Source organism: Paenibacillus sp. CAA11, assembly GCF_003060825.1.
Lineage (GTDB): Bacteria > Bacillota > Bacilli > Paenibacillales > Paenibacillaceae > Fontibacillus.
In genome coordinates this window covers 322,893-339,533 of sequence record NZ_CP028922.1, presented here as the reverse complement: position 1 = coordinate 339,533, position 16,641 = coordinate 322,893, and the positions used below count along the sequence as shown (strand labels likewise).

Here is a 16,641-nt window from a genome sequence, read left to right as displayed (position 1 = left end):
GTTGCTCGCTCTAATGTAACTCCGTCTTAACCTCTATTTCATGAAGCCCAGATGAATCAGCATACGTGCCAGCAACGCGGCCGATTCAGCCCGAGAAGACCGCTGATCCAGATCCAGCCTTCCGCTTCCAGTCCCCTTCATCAGGCCAGCCTCCAGCATAGCTGCGACCTCCTGCTTAGCCCAGGCCTGGTTGCCGCCATCCGCAAAGCGTGCCAGCAGCTCCTGCTGACGGGCCTCGGATACCTTCACCTCAGAGCCCGCTGCCGCAAGTGCACGGGCAATCATAACGGCCTGCTGCGCACGCGTCAGCTTGTCATCCGGACGGAAGCTTCCGTCGCCAAGACCGGTAACAATTCCTGCGGCAGCTGCTGCGGCAACATCGCTTGCATACCAGGCTCCGGCATCGGCGTAGCCAGCCTGCGAAGCTGCCGGCAGCAGGCCGATCGCCCGCACCAGCATCACGGTGAACTCCGACCGGGTTACTTCGCGGCCGGGTTCAAAGCGTGAGGCGTCTGTTCCCTTAAGCAGCAACCTATTTGCCAGCTGCTCCACACTCTCCTTCGCCCAGTGGCCATCCAGATCGGCGAAGCTCTTGTTGAACACGGCAGCCGTATAGATGCCGCTGCTCGCTCTATGCTTCAGCAAGGCCAGTGGCCCTGCCGAGCCTGCGCCATTCTCCAGCAAGGCCGGTACGAACCGCAGCTCGCCCTTATCCGGGCGATATTCGAGCCCGGTTATTCCCGCCGGAGCTGCGGCGCCTTTCAGCCGCAGCTCGCGCGTCACATAGGCCGGCCCGAAGTTGATCGGCCGGGCCTGGCCGTCTGCGTTCACCGCCTCGGCGGTGAACTGTACAGCGCCGGCTGCTGGCGTGCCGCCGGCTGCGGTGATCGCCTGCGTCACCGCTTTGCTCTCCGCTGCGCCAAGCTCGCGAATGGTAAAGCGCAGGCTCAGCTCTTCTTCCTTGGCGCCGAGCAGCTTCGCGAGGACAGCAGGGTCCAGCAGCGATACCGGCAGCTGATAAGCGCCGCTGCTGTTGCCAATGCTCAAGCTGGCCCCAGACTGCTTGGCGGCTTCGCGCAAGGCGCTAGCCGGAAGCTGAACGCTTGCGTCCTCAAAGGTGGCATACACCTTTGACCGCTCCGCAAAGGCTTGCTTCACAGCCGCTCCGTCCAGCTTGCCCTCCACAGCGGCCAGCGGGCTGCTGGCAGAGCCTTTGCCTTGCGAGGCATTCCCCGGCTGGCTGCCGGAATTCCCAGAACTGCTTGTTCCAGAAGCTCCCGCTGCTGACCCTCCAGCATTTCCTCCGCCGGAACCCGAGCCGGAACCTCCATCATTGCCGCCTCCCGAACCGCCGCCAGGGCTTCCGCTGCCTGTTACTGTAATCGCAACGGGCTCGGAGTACAGATCATACACATTCCCCGGCTCCAGCGAAGCCGTATACCGAAGCAGCACATGCGCTTGCCCCGCCTTCTTCGCAGTCACTGTGTCTCCGCTGGCTTGGATCACATCCTGTCCGTCAATGACCACGACTTCTGGCGCCTGAAGCTGTTCCTCCCGTTTGTAGGTCTGCACCTGCACCTTTAGCTTCTGTGCTTCCCCAGCGCGAAGCTTGTAGCTGTCCTGCTCAGGCTTCACAGAGGCAGCCCAGTCTGACATCCACAGCGAGTAATCTGTCGTCAATCCATAGACACCCATTTTGAAAAATTTCATAAGTTCCGCTTTGTTATTTAGCGTCCATGGAGAGATCAGAATTCCGCGATGCTTAGCAGCTTCAACGAAGTTCTTACCTACGCCGCCGTAGCTCGTATTAAAGGTCGCATTTAAGCCTTGAAGAAGCTTCTGCGTTTCACGCAGGGACTTGTTCACATTCGTCTCGCTGGCATATCCGCCCGTCAGCAGTCCCAGCGGCATTTCTGGCATCAGCTCGGCCATGCGCTTCAATTGGCTTGCAGTGAAGGACATCGTGTTCACTGCGCTTTCGGCGTCCTTTTCCTTCATAATCCGGATAAAGGCATCCACCGCCTCCGGCGTGCTCGTCTTGAGCTCGGCATACAGCATAATTCCCTTGCTCTTCACCAGATCAAGCTGCTCGCCAAGCGTCGGAATCTTAACATCCGGGAACCCTTGCGGATAAGGCTTATTCGCATTCAGCTTCTTCAGTTCTTCTACAGTGAAATCCTCGACGTTGCCTCTGCCGTTCGTCGTATTTTGCAGGACCGAATCATGGATGATGACGATGTTCCCATCCTTGGTTAAATACATATCATTCTCAATGAAGTCGGCTCCTGCCTCGTACGCGAGCAGATTGCTCTCAATTGTGTTCTCTGGAGAATTCGCCGGCATGCCGCGGTGACCGATCAAATACGGCTTGCGGATGAGCGTAGCCTCATGATTATAGAGCTCCAATGCCTGGAATGCCGCTTCCGGACGAGATGTGACCATGCCGTTTACCCCTGCGGTAATCAGGCGGTGCAGTGACAGATTTCCAGTGGTCTCCTTCCCGTCCTCCTTCGCCCATACTACAATCGTCCGCTCTTCCAAATAATCGGTCTTCTTGCGGGTTGCTGCTTCTGGTGACAGCAAAGCTATCTTCGCCTGGCTGAGCGTAGTCTCCCTGCGGATCTCCATCAGATCCTCTTCGGATTTCACGGTCTTCCCGGTAAAATCAACGATCCCCCGGATCATCGGCACGGCGGCTCTCAGCCGCTTCACCAGCTCTCCATCGTCCGAGATCACGAAGGCATCCTCAATCCCCTGGCTCTTTAGCAGATCCGCTAGAGGGATTACGGACTCATCATCACGAATGTAGAAGGCCGGAATACTTCTCCCCCCAAGCGCATTTAACACCTGCTCCAGCTGACCGAGCTTGCTCTTGCCCGCCGCATCGGTGACCTCAAGCTTCGCATTCACATGCAGAATGGCGGTGGCCGGGACCGTCGACCCCTGCAGCTTAGCAAGATCCTCTGCGCTCTGAATCTCGGTTACAACCGAAGGGGCTGCAGCAATTTGCGTCTGCGGCTCAGTAACCTGCACGAACCGTTCGGCCGGAAGGGCTGGAAGCGCCTTATCTTGCAGCGTGACCCGCAGATTGTCAACGCGCAGGGTACTGCCGTTCGCCTGTAGACCGATGCCTCCCTGCAGATAGGCTCCCGCTTGATCCGTATCAATAATCAGCCGATGATCGATCCATTCCTGTACCCTGGCACCTTTAACCTTTACGGCATAATGATAAGGTTTGCCGAATTCCAGCCGTTCGGTATGGGAGCCGCGCTCCATGACATTCCAAGAGTTAGCCTTGGTTCGTTCAGCGAATTCCACACCGTTGGCAGCCGTCGCGTCGCTGCGAACCGCCATTTGGTAGTACGGGTAATTTTGATTTTGAATACGGAACATGAGGGAGTTCCATCTTGCCGCATCATTAGCCGACAAGAAACTCATGTCCGCTTCAATGGTATAGTCTCCGAATACCTCCAAAACATGCGGAAGCAGCACACGGATTGGATTATCCGGGGTTTGGTCGGCTAAGATCTCAAAGCCTCCGTCCTTAACTGCAGCCTTAGAGGCCGTAGCTCCCTCAATGCGCGTCCATCCGTCAGGCAGTGTTCCATTCTGAAGCTGGTCAAAGTTCTCTTCATAGAGAACATATTCAGAATCTGCCTGATCCTTAGCGGCAATGACCACTTTCGCAGTTGCCCCATCTTTGCTGACCGTGGCTGTGTAGACTCCCTTTTGCTGCACGCGGATGCGGCCATCCGTCAAACGGACCGCAGCGCTGTCAAAACTCCACTCCAATTCATCACCGCGAAGTGTTCCCTTGGAGAAGTCGCTTAGCTCTGTGCTGAAATTCAGCTTGGAAATATCCATAGGCTCGCCTGTGACCGCAAGCACATAACCGGATTCCGGACGCAAAGTAACGACAGACACCCCGCCTATAGAAGGGGTCACCGTGACCGTACGTTCAGCTTCGGCTTGGCGGAACACCCCCTTGATCACCGCGCTGCCTTCTTTAATTGGATAGAGCTGGTTATCGACCACTTTGATAGTACTCTCATCCGAAGAGTACAGCTTCATTAAGCTAGGCTCCACCTCCTCAGTAGCACCGTCCGAATAATAGACACTTCCCGTGACCGTTACTGGGCCTGTGAGTGCTTGTAAGGAATCCTCCAACGCAAGGTCCAGGCGCTCGGCCTTAAGGCGTGTAACCTTCACGTTATCGAACTGTACCTTGCTTGCTTCCGCACCAAGCCCAATAAGGCCTTGGGGAGGCAGCGCAGGCAGTGTCTGCTTACCCAGCTGATGCTCCCCACCAGTCTCCAGATCTATAACTGAAGCCTGGGCTTGCTCGCCAAAGACACGAAGCTTCAATTTGTAACGCTTCCCGAGATCCAAGGGAGCGGAATCCGCCTCGGCTAGCATTTGGCGTCCTCCCGCCGCTGACAGCTGGCCCCACTCGGCCTTGCCACCCGGCTTCAGCTTCAAGTAATGGAAGTCGAACCCGCTGTTGCTGCCGCCGAACAGCACTGCGGCGCCGCCTTCTTCCCCAGCCTCCTCGAACCTGATGTCCGTCTCCACCGTATAGTCCGAACCTTGGACGGGGGCTATCATCCCGCCAAGCATCCCTGGGGAAGTTCCTTCGTATTGAAGCACTCCTCCGCCTTCCGGAGATTCTACGATCGTCATGGCCGGGGCACCGCCGCTGCTGAAGGGACTCCAGCCCGCGGGCGCTTCCCCGGCTGCATATCCGTCAAAGGATTCACTCAGCAGCACGGAATTGTCACTGCCGCCTCCCCCTTCATCTCCGCCCACAGGCTGATCAAGGAAGGTGATCACCCCATAGCCTTCTGTATCGTTCCAGAAGGAGGTCTTCTGATAAGCGGTCCAATACCTTGTGACCTGCGCTGACGAATCGTCTGCGTTTTGCCGATCCGTTGCCGAGATCTCAAAGCCCATTTCCTTATCCCGGCGGGGATCGAAGCCAAGCATATCCCATGGGACTGCTATCTCCGCCGTCCATCCCATGCCGGTCTTACTGATCGCACGGCGAATCCGGCTCTCGTCCTTGCCGCTGTGATTGTCCAGCGCCGCTCCAAAGTGAAACTCAGGCTCCATCGTATCCGGCTGGTATACAATCCCCAGCTGCATATCCTGCTCCGCAAACGGAGCAGACTGATGCTTGGTAGGGTCAAGGAACAGACTGATACTGTCCTGCTCGAACCACGCTCCGTTACCGTTATAAATCAGCTGGTCATCCCTCAGGTTCACTCCGACATACAGGTAATCATTATCCCACAGCAGGCCGAACTCGCCGCCCCCGGCTGCTCCTTGCACCGTTGCTACGTCCAGCGGGGTCGCAATCTGCCAGGCAGATTCCTCAAGCCTTCCGTCCACCACCGGAGCTGATACAGCCTTGCGGACCTCCATAGCCTTCCTCTCCGTACCCGGGAACGGGGAATCCGCATAAGCATGGGGTGCACCTAGACCTGTCAAGACCGTACCGCCCACCATTGTCATCAGCATGAATATGGATAAGTACCTGGAACCGTTCTTCATTACCATCCTCCTTCTCCATTATGAATAAGATTTGCGGAATTCTGACGAGGCATTCCTGTAACTAAGCTCGCTCTTTCCTCCCTCACCCTGGATTAGGCTTGAGCCCTATATTTTTAGGAACGCAAAATAACCCTCACTTCGGCACCAGCAACCACTGCGGCAGCATAATAATAACTGCACACAGATCGTGACCATACCGAAAGAGGGTTTTCTCCAGGACTCAGACCCTGCTGTATTTAATTTGGGATTGCAAGTCCAATTTACCAAGCTAATGTTAGTGGATCATCAAGACAATATGAAACCTTTGTAAGATTGCTTCGTAAATGAAGCAAGCCTCACCTTCGGGCGAAGCTTTATGGATCTTTCAACCGCCTTTAAGGTAATCCTAAGGTTGAATGGTTAATATACATATAGACACTTCCTTCAAATCATCAAATGAACTGCATGTTATATACATAGAAATGAGGTTATCTTATGAATAAAAAACGTCTGTTGATCGTGGGAACTCTGACCTTCTTCCTCAGTCTTGGCGGTGCAGCATGGGGCCATCAAGCCATGGCTTATCCGTTCATCCAGGTGCCTGTCGTCGCGGTGGCACAGGGTCAGGATGAAGAGGACGATCTGCTCCCATTACTCGGCATGTCGGAGGACAAAGAGCTTCAGGACGCACTCTATAGCGGGCAAAGCCTGGCAATGCTAGCCGAACGTCATCAGGCCGATCCCTTGGAAGTGGTAGATCTTCAGGTGAAGGAGCTGGCCTCCCAGCTGAAATCGCGCTTTGAAGCCGGACTCATCTCACAGGAGCAATATGTAAATCATCTGGCTGAGCTGAGAGAAGTTGTGACCCAGAGTGTGCATACCCCGTACAACATTATCTAAGTTTGCAGCTAGGGTAGGATGGTTAATTAAAGCAGCTTTTGAACGCGAGATAAGGCATAGACAGCAGCTGTCTATGCCTTTTCATAAGCTGATTAGACTTCTATTAGAATTGATCACAATCCCCGGGAAAGGCGTGACTTTTGATGAGAGAGTTTATTTTTCAAACCATTCGTTTAGGGTTTTCAGAATGGCACTCAAGTGATTTGAATTTGGCCATAGATTTATGGGGAGATCCGCTAGTAGCCCGATTCATTAGCGCGAAGGGTGCGTTTTCCAAAAAGGAGATTAGCGAAAGATTATTAAAAGAGATTCAAAATAATCTAAATTATCAGGTTCAGTATTGGCCTTTATTTGAACTAGAAGATGGCAAAATGATAGGCTGTTGTGGACTGCGGCCATACAATAAGGAAATACAAGCATTTGAATTAGGTTTTCATCTCAAAAGCGAATACTGGGGCAAAGGATACGCTTTTGAAGCAGCATCCGCAGTACTAGATCACGCCCGGCATAATCTGAATACAGATTACATCGTGGCAGGACATCATCCGGAGAATACAGCATCCGCCAAATTGCTCGGAAAGCTTGGCTTTGAGTACACCCGCCATGAATATTATGAAGCAACAGGCCTAGAACATCCTACATATATACTTAAAATTACACCCAGTCAATAAAGCAGCGATAACTCATGATTCTTCTATATTCATCTATGTTCATCTATGTTCATCTAAGTAGAAGACCCATCAGATTCTTGAACTATGACCCAGATGATCTTTTCATTCATCAGGGTCATTTTTTTATGCATTTTTGGAATCCTTCACAAGGGGAGCAGCTTAAGTAGTCAGCAACTAAGCGCTCTAACTTTCCTTAAAAATTCTTTATTTATGAAACACTAAAAAAAATGACGATTTTTGTCGATAATTATCATAATAATATTTCATTAATAGAGGGGTGCACGCAACCGATGGCAAAACTATGGAACAAACGCATCAGGGGAAGTCAGGGATCCACTAATAAAATCGTATTCTTCTCCATTAAGAATAAACTGATCGGTGCTTTCGCATTCCTCCTGATTGTACCTACTATTCTGCTCTCTATCGTGTCCTACCAGACCGCCAAGCAGAATGTAGATAAGCAGATGGTGCAGACCGCTGAAGAGAATGTTCGGCTGCTCGACGCCTTGCTTAACGACTACTTTGACGGTAAGAAGAGAGAAGTAGAGATTTTAGCACAAAATGCAGATATGACTAGCGTCCAGACGGGAAGCCAATCCAACCTTGGAACCAGTGACACTGTGCGTAAGCAGCTGAGAATCCTAAAAGGCACAGACAATGATACTGAGCTGGTATACGCTGCAACAAGTCAAGGCTTATATTTGGATTCCTCGGATGTCACCAAAATAGCAGCAGACTATAACCCGACTCTGCGAGTCTGGTACAAGCAAGCAATGGCTAACAAGGGGAAGGTTGTTGTGACCTCTCCCTATAAATCCGTAACCTCCGGCAACCAGGTCGTTACCGTGGCCAAAGCCACGCAAGACGGACAGGGCGTGGTGGGAATAGACGTTACCATTGAGAAAATGTCCATAGTTACGAAGAGTGTTCAGATCGGAGCTGAAGGCTACGTATTCCTGCTCGATCAAGATAAAAAGTTCGTCTATCATCCAACCAGTGAGATCGGCTCTAAAGCCGAAGACAACCCCATGATCACGAGCATTTACAAGGATGCGAGCGGAAGCTTCGACTATGAAATTGATCATCAGGCAAAAAAGATGATTTTCACCACCAACTCATCTACCGGTTGGAAAATTGCCGCTACCATGTACCAGTCCGAGGTCTCATCGCAGGCCGCTCCAATTCTCAAATCTACGGTCATCGTCTTGGTCTCTTCCTTGATCGTAGGCGCCGTGCTCGTCGTTTTGATTATTTTCTCTATCCTGCGGCCCCTCGGCCAAATCAGCCGGGCTTCTCTGGCGATCAGCGAGGGCAACCTTACAGAGGATATTAACGTCAAGCGAAATGATGAGCTGGGGATTTTGGGCCAAAACTTCAACACGATGGCAGCCTCGCTGCGCTCTCTGCTCTTCAGAGTCAACGACAATTCCATGCAGCTGGCCGCTTCTGCTGAAGAGCTGTCCGCCAGCTCCGAGCAAATTACAGCATCTGGCAAACAGGTGGCCGAAACGGCACAGCTGGTATCTCTCGGCACCGGCATGCAGGTGAATGAGATCGCCAGCACCCGGGAAGACATCAACCGGATGGCTGACCAAATGCAGACGATCTCGCACAGCACGCAGGACGTAGTGCAATCCGTGGAGCATACGCAGAAGATTGCCGAAGAAGGCAACTCCAGTGTTCAATCCATTGTGGATCAGATGAAGGCTATTGGGGAGACGGTGAAAAAGCTGGCACAGGAAGTAACCAGCCTTGGTGAACGATCCAAGGAAATCGACAGCTTCACACAAGTCATCACCGAGATTGCCACGCAGACCAATCTGCTGGCACTGAACGCTTCCATTGAAGCCGCACGAGCAGGGGAACAAGGCAGAGGATTTGCTGTAGTCGCCTCCGAAATTAAGAAGCTTGCAGATCAATCCGGCAGCTCGGCCAGTCATATTACCGAATCAGTAACTGCGATTCAGCGGGATACCCAGATGACTGCAGCGAGCATGGAACAGGTGATTCAAGAGGTATTAAGAGGCGTTGACCGGGCGGATTCTGCAGGGGTTGCCTTCGGACATATTCTTGACTCCATTACCGGAGTGACCCGTGAGATCGAACAGGTCTCCCAAGCCTCGAAGACTATGGTCGCCGATTCGGTGAAGGTGCTTAAATCCATTGAAGCGGTAGCCATGATCTCAGAGGATACCGCAGCCAGCGTCGAGCAAGTCGCAGCGAGCACGGAAGAACAGCTCGCTTCCATGGAGGAGGTCAGCGCTTCTTCGGCTCTCCTTAGCAGAATGGCAGAGGAGCTCCAAGAGACAGTAAGCAAATTCAAGATGTAATTAACAGCCGAGGGGTGCTGATCAGGTCAATTATGGCCTGATCAGCACCCCTCTTTCATTTCGGCCTTAGGAAGAGGCCGGTACAAGTCCTGCTTGCTGCCGGATTTCCAGCGGCGTCAGAGCTTTGTTATAAACCTTCACTTCATCCAGCTTCCCTTGGAAGAATGGATCTGCCGTATAGCGGCTCTTGCCCAGATAGGCTTCCTTCACTTGAAGCTCCTTTGGATTATAAGTGATCTTGTCACTGGCAGCCGCCTCCTTACCGTTCACATACAGTGTTCCCTTGTCTCCCTGCAAGGTTACGGCTACGTGAACCCATTGCTTGCTCGGAAGAGCCTCGGCTGCCAGCAGACTTTGATCTTGACCCTGATCGTGGATCGTGAACTGAAGCACTCCAGTATGCTGGGAAGGCGTCAGGAACATATGCTTCGTCATCCCGTTCCCGAAGTCAAAGATCCGCTGCCATGCTCCCCCGCCGTTCCAGTAAACCCAAGCTGTGAAGGTGAAATCTTCAGCATCGCCGATCAGACCGGGGAGCGAAATATAACTGTCGGTTCCGTTAAACACAGCTGCTGCACCCAGCTTCCCGTCCGGGGTCCCTGTAACACCTCCGAACAGCTGACCGTGATAGCCATTGCCGCTGGTGTCCTTGGCCAGTCCCGTTCCTGACTCAGGGAAGCTATACTGCCCCAGCAGCGGACCAGATGCCTGCTGCTGAACAGTCAGGCGGAACCGCTTCGTATCAGACTCCTTCCCTTTGCGGATAGTAGCCGTCAATTCCACGGTCGCATCTCCCAAGCCGGGAGCCGGCCGGCTGACCATTCCTTCTGGCGATACGACGGACGGATTGGAAGATTGCCAGCTGATGACGCTTCCGTGCGTGGCCTCTCTTGGCAGCTGAAGATTATAGAATACATTGCTGGTGTCCCCAAGGGTCAATTCCTTCTTAACGGCAGCGATAACTTCCTTGTCCTTCAGAACTGGCTTCTGACTGCCCCATACGGCAACTCCGTCGGACGACAAGGCGCTGAAGGTAAGTACATACGCCCCAGCTTCAGGTGCCCAGGAACGGGCAAACACCCCATAGTATACGCTGCCTCCAGCCGTAAGGCGGATGTCCTTGTCACCCACCAGGGTCCATGTGCCGCTTACAGCTCCACTGACTTTGCCATCCTTGCTGAGCTGGACAGACTGAGATAGCTTAATATCCGCAGTGATCTCCTTGCCATGGTTAACCCAAGCATACTCCCCGGCAATCTCCTGCTTATTAAGCTTGCGAAGCTCTGGAGCATCCGCCGAATAGCGGTAAGGATCGACCACAGGCCAGCCTTCGGAATTCATGTACATCTCATGCACGCGAATCTCATGCTCTTCCCCTCTTCCCGGAAACCTCGAATGGAAGATCAGAAAATGCTTGCCGGTCGCTTCATCATAATACGCAGAGTTATGGCCTGGAGAGACATACCCGGTTCCACTTCCCGTCCCAGGGTCCCCCAGCTCCCGTTGGAACAGATAGTTGCCCATCAGCTTGACCCCATAAGGCTCGATCGACTTATCATCGAATAGGGGCTTAGCGGGATCTGCTTTCACTTGAAGCATATCGTTGCCTGCCGCATCATAGAACGGCCCATCAGGCGTTTTGGAACGCGCAACACGGACATTGTAACCGCCAACGGCATCCAGCCCGCCAAAGGACAGGAACAGATAGTAATAATCGGTCTTTGGACTATACAGCATGTAAGGCCCTTCACTCCGGCTGTGATTGCCACCAGTCAGCTTCTTCCCATATCCCTGATTAGGCAGCGGCTTGCCCGTCTCCGGATTCATCTCAAGGATGAAGATCCCCCCGGAGTATGAGCCATACACCATCCAGAGCTTCCCGTTCTTATCAAAAAATACGTGCGGATCGACAACGTTCGGATGCTTGGCAGCATCATAGATCGTGCCGTCCTCGCTCGCTTCGCCCCACATCCCGGATTTCAGGAAAATCCCCATATCCTTATAAGGCCCTTCCGGTTTATCGGCCACTGCAATCCCCATGGCTGAACGCGGAGAATCACCCTTGCAGGCGTTGTAGTACATGTAATACTTGCCGTCCTTCAATTGAATGACATCCGGCGCCCAAAGCGTATCGGACTGTGCCCATTTCAAGGCCTCAGACAGCTCTGTAGTGACATTAGGAATCAGCGGATTGCCATCCTGAACGCCCGAGGCTATCGTCTCCCACTTCATCAAATCTTTAGACTTTGCAGCCGCTAAATGGGAGCCAAATACATAGTAGGTATCATTAACTTTAATGACCGAAGGATCATGAACCGATGCATTTTCAAACACAGGAGCCAGCCCCTTAGCTTTATGGATAAATTGCTGCTGCACTGAAGAAGACGCGTTCGGGCTGCCCGCCACGACCGATCCTGGCAGCACTACTGCTGCCGAGAGGGCAGCTACACTAAGTACATACAGGAAATTACGCCGCATACTTTACCCCTTTCTAATTCGCAAATTGGTAATCCAACCTCTTTCGGACATCAAAGCGTCAAGCTGAAGCGATGAACCTCCCTTCTGTAAAATCGTTAATCACACGCTTGTTAAGCGCTTTCAAATAGCATTGTAGCAATAATTAATAATTTTGTAAATATGTAATTATATTTATTAACAATAAGGTTAACTATCTCTGTTTATACTTGGAAACAGCGAAATAGACAGCCTTTAGCGACTGTCTGTGTTGAGAAGATGGCTTGCGGACAGGCCCTAATTGGAAAATGGAAACAAGCCGATGATTAAGAAGGGAACACCATTAAAGGGGCTATACAGATTGAACTAAAGTTGTTTTACATTGAACTTTCTATATATAACGGCCTTATACGGCCCTATAACATTCAGCCTCCGCGGATGATGACGCCCGTTTCAACCCATCAAGCCCGTCTGTAACAGATATGGACAAATTTCTACTCCCTAAAGATAAACAAAGAGGGCTTCAATTTCGTTATCCTAAAGATTGGACTTCGAGGAAGTGAAGGAGCAGAATGTTCTGCTGATTATGGCCTCGTATAGTGAAGCCAACTGGCAGACGAATGTCTTTACTGAATTACGGGAGGAATACTGGTAGAGATGCCCAAGTATAAGGACGGTTTTGTATTCAACAGCAAGGTCGTCATCACCACAACAACAGAATTAACAGCAGGAGTTCTAACGTATGACCATGACCTGAAAACCAAGTTGTTCGAAAAGGAATATGTGATCCATGGGGGAAAGATAAAAAGCTGTATGCTACCGGCTCGGCCATCAAGACGTGATGGGAGAAGTATGAAACCCCGGTGAGCCAGATCCTAGAGTCTGTGTACACAAATAATAGAACCGAATGGTGTTTGACCGCCCCGCGACCCATTAAATTTGAAGAGGTGAACAGGCCCTGCAGCCTGTGTTACTATGAAGTATAGTATTTTCATAACTTATTATCGTACGAAACAACAAGAGCAAGGAAGCCGGGTTGGCAGAGATACCCAGACCAGGGGCCGGACGAGAGCAAGACCTTCGCCTCCCCCACGCTTAGACCAGAGTCTAGTTTCAGATGGCACCAATTCCTTTACAATATAGAGAGATAATGACAATACATAAATATTGTTGACGTCCTGAAAAGGAGAGAATTACTACATGAGCAGTACCCTAAGCAATTTTTTCACAGGTCACATGAGCAAGTTTCTGTCCATATTTTTCATTGTAGCCATTCTGATCAACCCCTGGCTAAGCCGAACTGCCAAGGCCAGTTCCTCTTCCGCAGAGCTGGATAGTGCCCGGGTAGACCGCTATATCCATAAAATGATGAAGCGTCTTCGCATCCCCGGACTATCCCTAGGCATTGTGAAGGGAGGCCGGATTCTGTACCTCCAAGGCTATGGGACTGCCGATGATCATGATCGGCGAATGACTCCCAAGACACCGGTCATGCTCGGTCAATCGGGCAAATCTCTAACCGCCATTGCCGTCATGCAGCTGGCGGAACAGGGTAAGCTCGATCTAAAAGCCCCGGTTCAGCGCTATCTGCCCTGGTTCCGAACGGAGGGGGAGCAGGCTTCCGGCCAGGTCACGGTCATGCACCTGCTGCACCAGACCAGTGGAATTTCAACCGCTGATGGGCTCAGCTCTCTTATCTATGACCATAAGCGTCTGTTCGACCATTTGAAGAGCATGAACCCCTACGCCCTGAGGACACCGCCTGGAAGCCTGTATCAGGATTCCAAGCTTAATTACGACCTGTTAGGCGGAATCGTCCAAGAGGTGTCCGGCGAGAGCTATGCCGACTATGTGCGTAATCACATCTTTTTGCCGCTGAATATGAAGAACAGCTTTGCCTCCTTGAATGAAGCGAAAAGGGCCGGCCTAGCCGGAGGGTACCAGCCCATCTTAGGGGATATGACACCAACCCCCTGGAGGAACCATCCGGGAGGAGCCCCTTCGGGAAGCATCGCCTCCAGCGCGGAGGATCTGAGCCAGTATTTAATTGCTCAATTCAATGCCCGGGCGCTTAAAACCCCTACTCTAATATCGAATCAGGGGCTGTCTCTGCTCCATAAGCAAGCCGCTCCGATGGGTTATGGCAAGTTCTACGCCATGGGCTGGGTACTTCAGAATGATGCCATGTACATCCAGGGAAATACGGAGAACAGCTACTCTTACTTGAAAGTTCGAGGGGATTACGGGTATGTTGTTCTCGCCAACTCCATGGATCCGCTGAATATCTCGGGATACGACCAAATTGCGAATCAGCTGGATGCCATGGTTCAGGACGGACGGTCTCCTTCGTATCACGGCCTGCCCAGTTATTCGCTGAGTTATGGGCTGATCGCAGCCGCTTTTCTCCTAGTTATAATCATGATGGCAAGGACGGTATATAACCTGTTCAAATGGGCGCACAGCTCGCCCCTGCCTGCCTCACGACTCGCATGGCATGGGACCTTTGCAGTCCTGCTTAATCTGCTGCTGCCGATAGCAGTGCTCGTCCTCTGTCCCAAGTGGCTTGGACCTTGGCCTGCAGCCTTGGCCTATATGCCGGGAATTGCCCATGCACTACTGATCCTTTCAATTCTACTACTCTGCCTTGGGGCAGCCAAAGCAGTCGTGCTAGCACTTAGCAGCCGGAAGGTCGGCCGTCGTGTCTTCAGGCAGCCTTCCAAGGCGTCTTCAACTTCAGCCTAGTAACAACAAACAGGGCAGTTCCGGGTCATTTGAGCGATGACCTGGAACTGCCCTTTATTCGGATGGGATATTATCCAGCGATACAGATATAAATACAGCTCGCCAGCCTCCTTCAATCGGAGGACGTTCGCCGCTTACCCTTTACACCTGCTGTACCTTGACCAGATTGGTCGTGCCCGCCTGCATTACAGGCAGACCGGCGGAGAGGACAACGGTGTCGCCCTTCTTGATATAGCCTGTATTCTCCGCATTCCGGATCGCTGATTCGAACATTTCATCGGTGGTGGTCACTTTATCTCCGAGCACGGGAATCACACCTGACAGCAGGCAGATCTTCGGCAGCACCTCCTGATGCGGGGTTACAGCGATAATCGGTGCCATCGGACGGTATTTGGACACCATGCGGGCCGTAAATCCGCTCTCGGTCGAGAGAATAATGGCCTTCGCATCCAGCTCCAGGGAGGCGTTGACTGCACTTTGGCTGATAACCTCAGTGATGTCGGAAGCATGGCGCGCTCTTTTCTTATCGAACCGCTCCCGGTAATCCATCACACTCTCCGCCTTACGGGCCACTGCTGCCATAGTTCTCACTGCCTGAACCGGGTACTTCCCAGCTGCCGATTCACCCGACAGCATCACTACATCCGCCCCTTGCATAACCGCGTTGAAGACATCTCCTACCTCTGCGCGGGTTGGTCGCGGATTCACCTGCATCGACTCCAGCATGTGGGTCGCCACGATGACAGGCTTACCGGCATGGTTGCACTTGTCGATCATCTCTTTTTGCAGCATCGGCACTTCCTCAATTGGGACCTCTACCCCGAGATCGCCGCGGGCGACCATGATTCCGTCAGAAGCCGCAATGATATCGTCGAGATTCTCCATTCCTTCCCCATTCTCAATCTTAGAGATGATCTGCACATCCGGCGCATTATGTTCTTGCAAAATACTGCGAATTTCCCGGATGTCATCCCCTTTTCTCACAAAAGAGGCCGCAATCATCTCGATACTATGGGCAAGCCCAAACTCGATATGGCGAATATCACGCTCCGTCACACCGGGAAGCGTCGTCTTGATCCCCGGCAGATTGACGCCCTTGGTCGGCTTAAGCACCCCACCGCTGACGATGGTGCAGTGAATCTCTGTGCCCTCAACCGTTTGAACGGTCAGATCAATAAGCCCGTCATCAATCAGAATACGGTCGCCAGGCTTAACCACCGTAGGCATATCCGGGTAGTTGACAGAGATTCGGCTCGCATCTCCGAGCACCGGCTCCGAGGTCAGAGTCAGCTCATCCCCTGCCTTCAGAAGCACCGACGACTCTTTTAGCTTGCCAATACGGACTTCAGGCCCTTTAATATCCATCATGATCGGTACAAAGGTGTTCAGTTCCTTCGCCACCCGGCGGACATTATCAATCCGCTTCACATGATCGTCCAGCTCCCCATGGGCCATATTCAGACGGCCGACGGTCATTCCAGCCTCAATCATCCCTCTCAGCACTTCAGGGTCATCGCAGGCCGGGCCAAGTGTACAGATGATCTTCGTTTTTTGCATACTGCAACCCTCCTTGGATTAAATATCTATTTCGTATCATTTACCCTTCTCGCCGCCCATATCCCCTACTTTTAACAATTTAATTTGAAGAAAAAATGTATCACCGCTATTTAATCCGTATTTAGTCCTCTTTGCTGCCTAGTTCTTAAATCCTGATTTTTTGACAGCACACCTATATCCATCGCAGCGATAAATTTAATTTTGCATGTCTCAAGATTCAATTCTATATTATGTAAAAAAATATCTTGTGTATGTAAATTTACAATATTATACTATTTCTAAATTCATAGCTTGGTTCCTACATATCCAATCACATTCAATACCCGATTGTTATCCTTCACTCTACTCAATTCGCCGAAATGGCTCACATACATTCACCTGTATATAGATTCACTCTCCACCTTGCATGTCATTCTAGCTCAACTCCTTTTTTCACCATCTATATAGAATGAACTAAA

The 16,641-nt window shown here is 51.8% G+C and carries 7 protein-coding genes; 4 read left to right on the top strand and 3 right to left on the bottom strand.

All coding sequences use genetic code 11. The features are described from left to right. Positions 1-33: 33 nt before the first annotated feature. Positions 34-5,550 (bottom strand): glycerophosphodiester phosphodiesterase family protein, encoded by a 5,517-nt coding sequence (locus DCC85_RS01585; RefSeq protein ID WP_108463997.1) that lies wholly within the window; start codon positions 5,548-5,550, stop codon positions 34-36. 474 nt (positions 5,551-6,024) lie between these two features. On the opposite strand from DCC85_RS01585, the gene DCC85_RS01580 reads away from it, so the two are divergent. The 3 genes from DCC85_RS01580 (at position 6,025) to DCC85_RS01570 (ending at position 9,430) form a co-directional block, all read left to right on the top strand. Continuing rightward, the gene (locus DCC85_RS01580; protein ID WP_108463996.1) at positions 6,025-6,429 is read left to right on the top strand and encodes a hypothetical protein; all 405 of its coding nucleotides are present in this window, start codon (positions 6,025-6,027) and stop codon (positions 6,427-6,429) included. Between the two features lie 143 nt (positions 6,430-6,572). After that, positions 6,573-7,100 (top strand): GNAT family N-acetyltransferase, encoded by a 528-nt coding sequence (locus DCC85_RS01575; protein WP_199909960.1) that lies wholly within the window; start codon positions 6,573-6,575, stop codon positions 7,098-7,100. 290 nt (positions 7,101-7,390) lie between these two features. Continuing rightward, positions 7,391-9,430: a methyl-accepting chemotaxis protein gene (locus DCC85_RS01570; protein ID WP_108463994.1), complete on the top strand. Its 2,040-nt coding sequence runs from the start codon at positions 7,391-7,393 to the stop codon at positions 9,428-9,430. 66 nt (positions 9,431-9,496) lie between these two features. Here DCC85_RS01570 and DCC85_RS01565 read toward each other — a convergent pair whose 3' ends face one another. Continuing rightward, positions 9,497-11,908 carry an arabinan endo-1,5-alpha-L-arabinosidase AbnB gene (locus tag DCC85_RS01565; RefSeq protein WP_108463993.1) on the bottom strand — a complete coding sequence of 804 codons (2,412 nt, stop codon included), beginning with the start codon at positions 11,906-11,908 and terminating at the stop codon, positions 9,497-9,499. A gap of 1,176 nt (positions 11,909-13,084) precedes the next feature. Between DCC85_RS01565 and DCC85_RS01555 the strand changes: the two genes are divergently transcribed. Then, positions 13,085-14,626, top strand: a complete 1,542-nt coding sequence (locus DCC85_RS01555; RefSeq protein WP_108463991.1) for a serine hydrolase domain-containing protein — start codon at positions 13,085-13,087, stop codon at positions 14,624-14,626. A gap of 141 nt (positions 14,627-14,767) precedes the next feature. On the opposite strand, the gene pyk is transcribed toward DCC85_RS01555, so the two are convergent. Continuing rightward, complete coding sequence (gene pyk / locus DCC85_RS01550) at positions 14,768-16,183, bottom strand: pyruvate kinase (protein ID WP_108463990.1); 1,416 nt, start codon at positions 16,181-16,183, stop codon at positions 14,768-14,770. Between the last annotated feature and the right edge of the window lie 458 nt (positions 16,184-16,641).

What these genes read in the sequence shown, in the direction of transcription:
- DCC85_RS01585 (WP_108463997.1), bottom strand. Translation starts at nt 5,550, where the DNA reads ATGAAGAACGGTTCCAGGTACTTATCCATATTCATGCTGATGACAATG.
- DCC85_RS01580 (WP_108463996.1), top strand. Translation starts at nt 6,025, where the DNA reads ATGAATAAAAAACGTCTGTTGATCGTGGGAACTCTGACCTTCTTCCTC.
- DCC85_RS01575 (WP_199909960.1), top strand. Translation starts at nt 6,573, where the DNA reads ATGAGAGAGTTTATTTTTCAAACCATTCGTTTAGGGTTTTCAGAATGG.
- DCC85_RS01570 (WP_108463994.1), top strand. Translation starts at nt 7,391, where the DNA reads ATGGCAAAACTATGGAACAAACGCATCAGGGGAAGTCAGGGATCCACT.
- DCC85_RS01565 (WP_108463993.1), bottom strand. Translation starts at nt 11,908, where the DNA reads ATGCGGCGTAATTTCCTGTATGTACTTAGTGTAGCTGCCCTCTCGGCA.
- DCC85_RS01555 (WP_108463991.1), top strand. Translation starts at nt 13,085, where the DNA reads ATGAGCAGTACCCTAAGCAATTTTTTCACAGGTCACATGAGCAAGTTT.
- pyk (WP_108463990.1), bottom strand. Translation starts at nt 16,183, where the DNA reads ATGCAAAAAACGAAGATCATCTGTACACTTGGCCCGGCCTGCGATGAC.